At 61.8% G+C, this 11791-nt stretch carries 4 protein-coding genes and 2 pseudogenes; 4 read left to right on the top strand and 2 right to left on the bottom strand.

Features of this window, described 5'->3' with window-relative positions:
* Both DM806_RS18395 and DM806_RS18390 read right to left on the bottom strand, forming a co-directional pair.
* A pseudogene (locus DM806_RS18395) lies at nt 1-1041 on the bottom strand (IS256 family transposase); the annotation flags it as partial.
* Nucleotides 1042-1865: 824 nt separating this feature from the next.
* Complete coding sequence (locus tag DM806_RS18390) at nt 1866-2216, bottom strand: hypothetical protein (protein WP_179044624.1); 351 nt, start codon at nt 2214-2216, stop codon at nt 1866-1868.
* 290 nt (nt 2217-2506) lie between these two features.
* On the opposite strand from DM806_RS18390, the pseudogene DM806_RS18385 reads away from it, so the two are divergent.
* The 4 genes and pseudogenes from DM806_RS18385 to DM806_RS18370 form a co-directional block, all read left to right on the top strand.
* Nucleotides 2507-2753, top strand: a pseudogene (locus DM806_RS18385) (replication initiator protein A); the annotation flags it as partial.
* A 165-nt stretch (nt 2754-2918) separates the two neighbouring features.
* Nucleotides 2919-5849, top strand: a complete 2931-nt coding sequence (locus DM806_RS18380; protein ID WP_179044623.1) for a beta strand repeat-containing protein — start codon at nt 2919-2921, stop codon at nt 5847-5849.
* 87 nt (nt 5850-5936) lie between these two features.
* Nucleotides 5937-10286 (top strand): autotransporter domain-containing protein, encoded by a 4350-nt coding sequence (locus tag DM806_RS27620; protein WP_179044622.1) that lies wholly within the window; start codon nt 5937-5939, stop codon nt 10284-10286.
* A 217-nt stretch (nt 10287-10503) separates the two neighbouring features.
* A complete protein-coding gene (locus DM806_RS18370; RefSeq protein ID WP_179044561.1) occupies nt 10504-11529 on the top strand; it encodes an IS110 family transposase in 1026 nt (341 codons plus the stop codon).
* The last annotated feature ends 262 nt before the right edge of the window (nt 11530-11791 follow it).

Genomic DNA, 11791 nt, shown 5'->3' with positions numbered 1-11791 from the left:
TGCCGATCACGTCTGCCCTTCGCTTGATCTCCTTGTTGACCCTTTCCAGTGGATTTGTGGAGGCGATCTGCGCCCAATGATCCTTGGGGAAGGCCATGTAGGCGAGCACGTCCTCGCGTGATGCGTCCATCATGTCGGCCAGCTTTGGAAACTTCTCGCGCAGGGCATCGGTAACCTGGTCCCACTGCTGTTGCGCCGCCTCGGCCGTCTCCTGCGCGAAGATGGTCTTGATCATGGCAATGACAGCGGGTCGTTGTTTCGGCGCCGCATGGGCGAACGCATTGCGCATCCAGTGCACCCGGCAGCGCTGCTGGGTCGCGGAAAATACCTTGCTGGCGGCAGCGCGCAGCCCTTTGTGATCGTCGGCGATGACCAACTTCACACCGCGCAAGCCTCGGTCAGCCAGAGAGCGCAGGAAGGCTTTCCAGAAAGGTTCGGCTTCCGACGGGCCGGTGGCCACGCCCAGAACCTCGCGTCGGCCATCGGTGTTGACGCCCACCGCGATTATCGCCGCCGTCGAGACAATCCGTCCGCCCTCGCGCACTTTGAGGTAGGTGGCGTCGATCCATAGATAGGGCCACTCGCCTTCAATCGGTCGCGTGAGGAAAGCGTTCACCCGCTCGTCGATCTCGGCAACCAAACGGCTGACCTGGCTCTTTGAAACACCGCTGGCGCCCATCGCCTTGACCAGATCGTCGACCGAACGGGTCGAAACGCCGTGGACGTAGGCTTCCTGGATCACTGCCGCCAAGGCCTTCTCGGCGGTGCGGCGTGGCTCCAGGAAGCTCGGGAAGTAACTGCCTTTGCGCAGCTTCGGGATCGCCAGATCATCCGGCCAGCTCGCGTATCCCAACCCCGCTCGCGGTAGCCGTTGCGGTGGTTCAGCCGCTCCGGGCTGCGTGATCCGCAAGGCACGCCCGTCTTCGCCTCGATCTCGAGATCCATCATACGCTCTGCGGCGAAAGCCAGCATCTCACGCACCAAATCGCTATCAGCCCCTTGCTCAATCAGCTCGACAAGGGCCATTCTGTCCTCGGTCATCGTCTTCTTCTCCAGGTTCGAGTTCGCATCCGAACCCTACCAGAAGATCGACGGTGGCCACCCTCTCAGGGAAACCTTCCTACACCACCCCGCGGGACACGACCGGGCTGGCGCATCTGCCGAATGGCCTCGATAGCACGCCTCGGTTCAAAGGACTGCGGAACTGCCTTTCACCCAGATTGCGCAGCGCACACATCTGGCGCTGCGGACAGAGGGAGAGATAGTGCTTTTGCACTGTCGCACGAACTTTCGATCAATCACATGGGACATTTACGGAAAATCGCGCGAACGAATCGGAGAGGTTAGAAAATCAGGACGAGATATAGCGTTTCAGGCGATCGCGCCGGTAAACTGACTTTTTCAATCGCAAATTGAGTTCCTCAATCCTAAGATCGCAAAGATGATAACGATCCTTCCCGGCCGCCCACTCAACGACCTGCTCATGGGTTAGCGCAATTAATCGAGGATTTTGAACTCGATTGCCCTCCGCCACGCAGGATGACAACGCTGATGGCGATCGGACAAAAAACGACATCCGTTCAAGATGGCGTCGAATGGGTTCTGCTTCCGCGGAACGCGAACTACCGTGTACCTGAGCAGCGAATCGAGCATCTCACAGTGGCTCTCAAGCATGAGGGCGCGATCTTCGCGTAATCAGCCAGGTGTTTCGCTGCGAGGGCATAGCAGAGGAACTCACCGAACTGATCGCGGTGAAGCCGCGAGGCCCTTATGTCAGACGGGCTTGGTTTTTTTTCGAATGGCTCACTGGCGAGCGCCTTGCCCTCGATGATCTTCAAGGGGTTCCCTATATCCCCCTTCTGGACTCAAACCAGGATATCGGCCGGCGAGCCTCGCTCGGCGTCTTCCGGCATCGCATCGCGGGCCTTGAGGTCATCGACCAGTGACCGGCGGATCGCTTGTCGCCGATGGTGGCGTTGGGCCATGGGGATCATCGCCTTGCCAAGCCAGTCCAGCACCGGCACCCGATGGCCTTCATCGACGATATAGGGACCGGCTACGCCCGCCGGATCCGCCCCTTTCGCCAGCAGGTTAAGGACGATCAGCGTGTATCGCGGTCTCGGAGAGACGGTCATGATCCTTTCCACCAATGCCGGCATGTCCATGCGCTGGACTGGAGTGGTCAAGGGTTCGAACAGGTCTGGCTGATGGAACATAGCAGGAATCTATCGCACGCGGCGGCGAAGGTGAATCTCTTCTCCCGCCGTCCTGAAGATTTTGCAGCCATGGCACTTTACCGTCCGTACAAGATCGCGAGAAAAGTGCCATGGCTGGCGCCAAAGTAGCGATGATGATGCATGAACTGGGCAGCATCCATGTTCAGCGGCGCGCATTTCCAGCACTGTCGTTGCGTCGCGTCTGATGGCAGAACATGGCATTCGTTCGCCCGTCCATCCGTGAGAAAAATGCAGATCCTGCATGACCCGCGCGAGTAAATCAGCTCGACCTGTTCCTGCTTCATTCGCCAGACCTGCCGCGGCGCGACCAGCGCGAGATGATGGAGCGGCGCTTCTCCTCGCTGGCCAAGTCGAAGCGGGTGCAGCCGATCGACTATAATGCCCCCAGACGGCAAGAGCTGGGTCCATGTCCAAGCCAATCCTGACCTTGGTATAGCGACCATCTGGGATGCGGACATCCTCATAAATTGTACGTCGCCCCAGTTGGATATGGGGCGGTGCCAACTCAACGATCTGTGGAGCCAGTGCGGTTGAGACCAGAATATTCGTGTTGAACCAACTATCCGCCCGATCTCGAGTTTTACAGCTCGACAATAGCGATATGAAAGGCCATGCGGCTATACGGGGTTGAAATTTAAGCGCTACATGGGCGGGGGGAGTTTGCAATTGATGTGTCGGAACATGATGACGGCGCGCCGGCGCTGGACCTTGGCGCTTGGCAGCAGCGTCGCCGCGATGGCGGCCGCCTCCGCATCTCCGGTCTGGGCGCAATGCGCACCCATCCCGGTCGTGACAGGCAATGTAACGACCTGTAGCGGCGTGGAGGCAAATGGCCTGACCGTCGGCGTCAACGGCGTGAGGGTGGTGGTCGATTCTGGCGCGATCGTTTCCGGACCGGGGCGCGGCAGCATCGTCGTGCAGGCCTCGGTCGAGCCGGGCAGGCCTTACAACACGACATCGGAGATAGTCGTGCGTGGTGCTGTAACCGGCGCCAATAGCGGCATATTTGTGATCGGGCGCCCCGAGGGATCGGCCTACACCTACGATGGAAGTCGCACATTGAGCGCCATCACAGTGGAGCAAGGTGCCAGCATCAGCGGCAGCATCGGCATCTCCGTGAATCCGGTAGGCGACTATTATGACAACTGGGCCTGGGTCACACTCGCCAACAGCGGGACGATCAGCGGGACCAGCGGCATTGCCTTGCGCGGCGACACCACGGCATATGGGCGGTTCGAAAGCATCCATAACAGCGCAACGGGCGTGATCGGTACGATCCAGGCGCAGGTTGGCTCGCTCATCAACGAAGGTCTGATAGACGGCGGCTCGCTCAACGCAATCATCGATTTGTCTGGTTATTACACATATGGTGGGCAGGGCACGATTGCGAATAGCGGTATCATTCGCTCCAGCGGAAGCGCCGCCACCATCTTTCAGTATCGCAACTTCAATCCGGGCAATTATGTCGAAAATGCCGGATTGATCGAAAATCTGGGGTCCGGCGCGGCGATCGCCGGCAACACGATCTTCTACCTCGACAATGGCGCGACCGGCGTAATTCGCGCCGCATCGGGCGCAGCCGTCACGGCCCCGTCCTATCTGTCGATCAGCAATGCCGGCCGGATCGAAAGCCCTGGCAATGCCATTGAAACGGGCGGTCCGATCCTGCTGACCAACAGCGGAACCATTGTTGGCAATATCGTTTCGACAACCAGCGGTATCTATAGCGGAAGCCTGATCGACAATCGCAGCGGTGTGATCGACGGGGACGTACTGCTCGGCGCCGGCAACGACGTGTTCATCGCCGATGCGGCGGGCATCGGCAACATCACCGGCCGACTGGATGCCGGTGGCGGGGTGGACACGCTGCGCTACCTGTTCAAGGAAGATACGACCCTCAACGCCGGAATGGCGCTTCCGGACACTTTCGAACAGTTGGCCATCTGGGTCGGCAACAGTTCGACCGTGACGTTGGGGCAGGATTTTGTCTCGACCCACAGGATCGCGGTCGGCGGTGGCGACCAATCTTTCTACAACCGCGAAAACCGCTTCATCAAGGCAGGACTGATCGACACCGATGGCCCGGCGCTGGTCAGCGATAGCAGTGCCAGCGGCGGCCTGACGGTGAGCAATGAGGGCAATATTCGCGCCCGCCTCACCGGCGCCGACCAGTTCGCTGTCGATCTGGGTAACGAAGCCCATTTCAGCAACAGCGGGTCGATCACCGCCACGAGAGGCAACGCCGTTCGATTCACCCGGGGCGATGCGCTTGTGAACAGCGGTTCCATCATCGCCGATGGAACGGCCGTCAGCACCATGATCGCCCTTGCCAACAGCGGGACGATCCGCTCCACCAGCGGACTGGGCGTGGATTTCAGCAATGCCTATCAGGGGCGCTCCACCAATAGCGGCCTCATCGAGGGCGCGACCGCTGGCGCGCGTATCTATTATGCGACCGTCGTCAATAGCGGCACGATCAGTTCGGCCGGAACGGCACTGGAATTCGGCTATGGCGGCATTCTGTACAACGAAGCCGGCGCCGTCGTGCGGGGTGGCACGGCTGCCGTCCGCCAGTCGCCGGTCTATTTCGGCTCAGGCGGTTCGCTGCTTTCCAACGCCGGCCTGATCGTCGGCGATGTCGATTTCGGCGGCGACGGTGGCGGTATGACCACCGGCAACGTGTTCATCGCGCGGGCGGGTGGCATGCTGGATGGCGACCTCAATCTGGGCAGCGGCAACGACACGTTCGTCACCAGCTTCGTCAATAATGGCCCCGGTCAGTTTGCGGGCGTCAGCGGCGTTGTCACCGGCAGCGGCAGCGAAAATCTTCGCTATATCATCGACGGCACGGTCGCGACGGACGTCGGCAAGGTCGGGATATTCCGCCGCATGGGCTATGATCTGGCCACCGGCAGCGCACTGACCCTGAGCGCATCGGCAACGCCCGCCGATACGCTGATATTCGCCGGTCAGGGCAGCGTCGATCTGACGGCAGACATGACCGCCACGCTGTCTGATCCGTTGATCCGCATGAATGTCGCGTCCTACCTCACCGATGCGGAAGGCCAGACGATCGCCAACGCCGTCACGCTGGTGAGTCATGGCACCCTGTCCAAGTCTCTACCAGACACCTATAGCTTCGGCGCGCCGCTCATAGCGCTAGGCGGGCAAAGCAGCTTTGAAAATGCGGGTACGATCCGTGCAACGGGCACTGAATATTCCCGGCTGACCGCCGTGGCCGGTGGCGGCACCCTCATCAACAGCGGGACAATCGAGGTCAACCGGGCCGATGCATTCAATGGCAGCTTCTATTCCGGCTATGACAAGACGACGCTAATCAACAATGGCACGATCCGGGAAGCGGCCGGCGGTACAGGAACCTCCCGCGGCGTCATCAACGCCAACACGCTGGTCAACAATGGTACGATCGATACGGGCGGTACGGCCGTCATCTATGACTATCTCGTCTATGGCGCGACGCTGACCAACAGCGGATTGATCCGCAGCGCGAACGGAGCGGCGATCACCAGTTCCTATTATGCCGCATCGATCCGCAATGAGGCTGGCGGCATCATCCAGGGCGGTATCGGCGGCACGGCCATTTCCCTCTAAAGTGGCCAGATCAGCAATGCCGGCACCATCAAGGGCGATGTCCGCTTCGGCGACTATTCCTCTTATTATGGCGGCCCCGGCGTCTATGTGGCCGATGGCGGCACGATAGAGGGTAGCCTGCGCTTCACCAGCGCAAACGACATCCTGCTGCAGCTGGGCGACGATCTCGGCGTGACCGGGACGGTCGATGGCGGCGGGGGTCAGGACATGTTCGGCCGGGTCTTCGCAACCGACGCCATGGTCGGCCTGGGTGCTCGCCCGGATATTGGTTTTGAACACGACTATCTGCTGGCGCAGACCGGCGCCACGGTATCGATCGATGCCGACGCGCAATCGAACGATGGCCTGTTCGTCGGTGGCGAAGGAACGATCGTCAATCTCGCCACGCTTGACGGCAATGTATCGACGGACATGCCCTATTATTCGTCGCCGACGGTCGCCGCTTATTTGCCGAGAAAGCTGGCTGCGTTCATCAACCAAGGCGTGCTTAACGGGGGATTCGTCGGCCAGGCCACATCTTTCGACAATCAGGGCAGCATCGGAACCGCCGATTCAAGCTACATGGCTACGGTGACGCAATATGGCTATGAAGGCGATATCCGCTTCGCCAACAGCGGCACGATCACAGGCGCGAACTATGGCGCGGTCAGACTGTCTGGCGAAGGTCTGTCTGGCATCAGCCTCCGCAACGACGGGTCGATCGATGGCGACGTGTTCGTCAATGCGGCCTTTGCCGATGACGTGGCAGGCAGTATCGAGATAGCGAATAGCGGCATCGTCGAAGGTTACATATCGGTCGTGGCGGGCTTTGCCGGAGAAACCGCCGGCAACCTCATCTTCAACAATGGCGGAACGCTCCGCTTCGATGATGACGGCGACGTCGTCGCGATCAGCAATTTTCACTATGCGGGGACGAGCAGCGGCACCTACTTGCTGAATAACAGCGGTCTGATCGAAGCTGCTGGCCCCGCAAGTGCGGCGGTCCGCCTTTCACTGGGCTATTATGATACGGCCGATTCCGTTCAGATCGTCAACAACGGCACCATCCGTGCCAATGCGGGCGGCGTGACCGAAATCTACTCCTATCCCGGATATGATGACTTCATCTATACCCAGCACGCCGCCGCCATCGCCCTGCTGGGCAATGGTTCGACCACGCTGGCCCTGACCAACGCGACAGGCGGCACGATCGAGGCGACCGGCGACCTGTCCAGCGCCGTCCTGGCGGTCGGCGCAGCGCTGACTGTGGACAATGCCGGCACGATCCGGGGCGGCGCCGGCACCGTCCTGACCGACACCGACGAACTGGCCCTGTCGTGCGGCAGTCCCTATCTGGCCGGTGCGATACACGCCATCGGCGGTGCAGCGGACAGCATCAACAACAGCGGCACGATCATCGGTTCGATCGAACTCGGCGCCGGCAATGACGTGATCGTCAATCGCGGCACGATCACCGGCGACGTCTATCTGCGCGATGGCGACGACAGCTTCACGCAATTGGCGAGCGCAGTGATGCAGGGCGTTGTCGATGGCGGCGCGGGCAATGACAGCTTCATTGTCGATGCCACCGGCGGCGGTGCGATCAATGCCGACCAGTTCGTGAATTTCGAACGCTTCTTCCAGATCGGCGAAGGGAATGTCACCTATTCGGGCGACTTCAGCTTCGATACGATCGGCCTCGACGGAGGCACCGTCACCGTGGCGTTGGGGGAGACGCTGCGCAGCGGTACCACCACCACCATCACCGGCGGCGCAGGCAATGACAGCGTGCTGAATGCCGGCACGATCGGCGGCGGCATCGACCTTGGCGGTGGCAACGACAGCATCGTCAATGCTGGTATCATCGATGGTCCGGTCCTGCTCGGCGCAGGCAATGACAGCTTCACCGACCAAGCGGGCAGCAGCGTCGCCGGACTGGTCGACGGCGGCACCGGGACCGATCTCTATCGCGTCATGCTCGCAGGCGACCGCAGCGGCATTGGCGCGCAGGCCAGCTTCGAGCAACTGTCCGTGGAAGGCCAGGGAGCGCTGACCCTGGGACTGGGTCAGGGCTATGACGCCATCAACCTGATCGGCACGAACTTGAACCTTGCCACAAACGGCCAGTTTGTGGGCCAGATCCTGGGGAGCGATGGGCAGGAGCAGTTGCGCCTGACCGGCGACGCCAGCATGGTTCAGCTTGGCGGTGGCCATGACGGCCTGGTCTTCGACCTGGCGCGCGCGGCCGGCCGCTATGATGGCGGCGCGGGTGATGACAGCCTGACCTTTACCGCGCAAGGCCCGGTCACCCTGGCTGGCACAGCGACCGGGTTCGAGACACTGTCGCTGGCGGGAAACAGCCTGATCGTGACTGGCCAGCTCGGCAGTAACGACGGCACATTTCGTTTCGGCGACGCCGGCGAACAGCTCGACATCGCTACAGGCGGGCGCCTGCTGGGCCAGGTCGACATGGGCGGCGGCGATGATATCGTGCGGCTGGCCGACGGCGCCCTCTGGCAGGGCGTCCTGTCGGGTGGGGCAGGCAATGACAGCCTGTCTCTGGTCCTGACCGATGCACGTACGCTGGACGGCAACAGCTTGAACGGCTTCGAGGCGCTGGTGGCACAGGGCAGCGGCGCGCTGACCCTGGCCAATGGCTTCCGCCTGCTGAGCCTGAATGTGGAAAGCGATCTCGCGCTGGCGAACAGCGCCGCGCTGACCGCTGACCGCCTGACGTTCGGTAACGGCGACAATCGCTTCACCATCAATGGCCTGTTTACCGGCGCAATAGATGGCGGTGCGGGCAGCAACCAAATCCTGCTCAATGCCGGCAGCGCGGCAGCGCCGGTGCGCTTCGCCGCAGTCAGCAATATCGCCGGGCTGGACATGGCCAGCGGTTATGCGACCGTCTCGGGCATAGCCGATTTCGGCGCGATCGAGATGCGTGGCGGTCGCCTGGTCGGGCTGACGGGCTCCACCATCCGCGGCAGCACCATCCTGGTGGGTCAGGGGTCAACCTTCGGATCGGCCGGCCACGTGATCGGCAACATCAACGTTGCTGGCACGCTCAGCCCTGGCGCATCGCCCGGTATCATGACCGTGACCGGCGATGTGGCGCTCGCCGGCGGATCGACTACGCTGATGGAGATCACGCCGACCGTGTCCGATCAGCTGGTCATTGCCGGCACGCTGACGATTGCTGATGGCGCAAACCTCGTCCTTGCCGCCGACCAGCAGGCCAAGCCCGGCACGACCCTGGATCTCATTATCGCCACCGGCGGCATTTCGGGCAGCTATAGCAACATCGTGAAGGCACAGGGTCTGTTCGGCAGCGTCATCCAGGATGATGACCGTATCCGCGTGCTCGGCCAGTTCCTCAACAATGCCAGCTTCACGCCGCAAGTGCAGCGCGCGATCGACCATATCAATGCGGTGATCGCGGTTGGCACGGCAAGCGATAGGCTGATCGATGCCCTGCCGGTGCTCGCCACCGCGTCGGGCGCGCCGAACGCCGCCGCCTTCGCCCGCCTGACCGCCGAACCCTATGCGTCTGCGACCCAGATGGGCGTGGAAAATGGCCTGGCGATTGCCAATGCAGCGCGGAGTATCGCTCGCCTGTCGGTGGACGCGACGCCGCGGGCCTTCAGCATCGGCCAGTATATGGGTGGCCTCGGCCGGATTGCGGACGACGACCGGGCCGGCCACTCGGCCAGCCGCTCGCGCAGTTATGGCCTGCTCGGCGGCCTGGGCATCGCCACCGATCGCTGGTCGATCGCCGGTTTCGGCGGCTATCTCGACTCGCACCAGACGCTGCGCCAACTGGGATCGCAGACCGACGCCGATGGCTGGTTCGCGGGCCTTGCGGGCAGCTATGCACTGGGTGCGCTGCGCTTCGACGCATCTCTGGGCTATCATCAGCTCGATGCCGACACCGATCGCGTGACGCCCGATAGCGGCAAGGCACATGGTCACTTCCGACTCAAGAACTGGATCGGCGACCTGTCGCTCTCCTATGAGGCGGCGCTGGGCACCGATTGGGTCGCACGTCCCGACATCGGCCTGACCTATGTCGCGACGACCCGAACGGGCCTGAGCGAAGACAGCGGCAGCGTCTGGGCGCTCGATGTGGCGAAAGATGAGCATGATGCGCTGTTCGCGGATGGCGGCATCGCCTTTGGCCGCAGCCGGACTTCGACCGCCGCGCTTCGTCCCTTCGTGCGGCTGGGCGCGCAATATCAGCTACAGGGCCGCAGCGTCGAAGCGCTGGCCGGCTTTGCGGGTACGGATCAGGGCCTGCTCTCGCTCGGCGCGCGCCATGGCGGGCTGGTCGGGAGCGTCAGCGGCGGCGTGGAGATGCGGGTCAGTTCCGCCCTCTCCCTGTTTGCCAATGCCGCCCAGACCTACAGCCAGGATAATCGCCGGGCATCGGCCAATGTGGGGTTGAAATTCGCCTTTTGAGAATTCGTTGCGCAAAGGGTCGCAGCGCGGGGAGAGACAGACATTTTCCTACTGGATTGTCTGCCCGTCTCCGTGCTGGCCAGGGATCGCTCATTGCATTGGAGTGATCTGCCCCCACAGAGTGGACCGATTGGAGTGTTAGTGATGGGGTGGACGCCCCCCGACGGCATCGATGTGCCACAGTGGAGGTGTTGAACACCACTTTAGGGAGGCGTCCATGTCGGAAGTTAGCATAATCGGGTTGGATATCGCCAAGCATGTTTTTCAGGCGCATGGGGTAGATGCGTCAGGCCATGCGATTTTGCGCAAGAAGATCACGCGTTCGAAGTTGTTGCCCTTCTTTTCCGCTCATCCACGTTGCCTAATTGTGTTGGAGGCGTGCGGCGGAGCCCATCATTGGGCGCGCGAGTTGCTCAAGCTCGGTCATGATGTGCGGTTGATCGCTCCGGCGTATGTGAAGCCCTTTGTGAAGCGCCAAAAGAACGATGTGGCTGATGCTGAGGCGATCTGTGAGGCAGCACAGCGTCCGAGCATGCGGTTCGTGCCGGTGAAAACTGAGGAACAGCAGGCAGCCGCGATGGTGTTCCGGGCGCGTGATCTGCTGGTCCGCCAGCGCACCCAGATCGGCAATGCCCTGCGCGGGCACATGACAGAATATGGTTGGATCGCACCCAAGGGCTTGGCGCATCTGGAAGCGCTCAGGGCGCTGGTCTCCGATCGGTCAGCGGTGCCCGAAGGGGTGCGGTCGGTGTGTATGGTGTTGCTTGATACTCTGGCAACGCTTGACCGGCAGATCGCGCTACTCGACAAAGAGATAGTCCGGCGCTCTCGCGAGGATGCAGTCGCGCGCCGCCTGATGACGATCCCAGGAATCGGACCGATCACGGCAACGGCGATCACCGCGCTTGCGCCGCCGTCAGAAACATTCGCCAAGGGGCGTGACTTCGCCGCTTGGGTCGGCCTCACCCCTCGTCAGCACTCAACTGGTGGGAAACAGAAGCTGGGATCTATCTCGAAAATGGGCGAGCGCACGCTGCGAAGGTTGCTGATTATTGGCAGTAGCGCGGTAGTGCTACAGGCGAGCAAGCGCGGGGCGGCGAAAGGCTCGTGGCTCGAGCAGATGCTGGCGCGCAAGCCACGCATGCTGGTGACGGTTGCGCTGGCGAACAAGACGGCACGGATCGTCTGGGCGCTGCTGACGAAGGATGAAGTTTACAAAGCTCCGGTCGCAGCCACGGCGTAAGCCAAGGCGGGCCAGAGGTCGTCGGAACGTAGTCGGTCGAAGGAGGGTATGGCACAACAGTCGGCGAGACGGGATCGGAAGAACCAGGTTAATCCACCGTGCTTCATCAGCACGCGTTAGTGATGTGGTTCCGGTCCGCGAACTCCCATACGGGCCCGCAGCCATCATCGCTGCATCAGAGGCCGGACAGATGGCAGCATCCGACTACGTGCCTACCTCCAAATACCACTTGCGTTAATCGGGGCGTCCACAGATGGATTAA

Origin of the sequence: Sphingobium lactosutens (assembly GCF_013393185.1) — a bacterium.
In the GTDB taxonomy this organism is placed as follows: domain Bacteria; phylum Pseudomonadota; class Alphaproteobacteria; order Sphingomonadales; family Sphingomonadaceae; genus Sphingobium; species Sphingobium lactosutens_A.
The sequence above is the reverse complement of the archived record's forward strand: the minus strand, read 5'-3'. Positions and strand labels throughout refer to the sequence as shown.

Excerpts from the sequence above, each read along its gene's own strand:
- DM806_RS18370 (WP_179044561.1), top strand. The coding sequence starts at position 10,504 with ATGTCGGAAGTTAGCATAATCGGGTTGGATATCGCCAAGCATGTTTTT.
- DM806_RS18380 (WP_179044623.1), top strand. The coding sequence starts at position 2,919 with ATGATGACGGCGCGCCGGCGCTGGACCTTGGCGCTTGGCAGCAGCGTC.
- DM806_RS18390 (WP_179044624.1), bottom strand. The coding sequence starts at position 2,216 with ATGTTCCATCAGCCAGACCTGTTCGAACCCTTGACCACTCCAGTCCAG.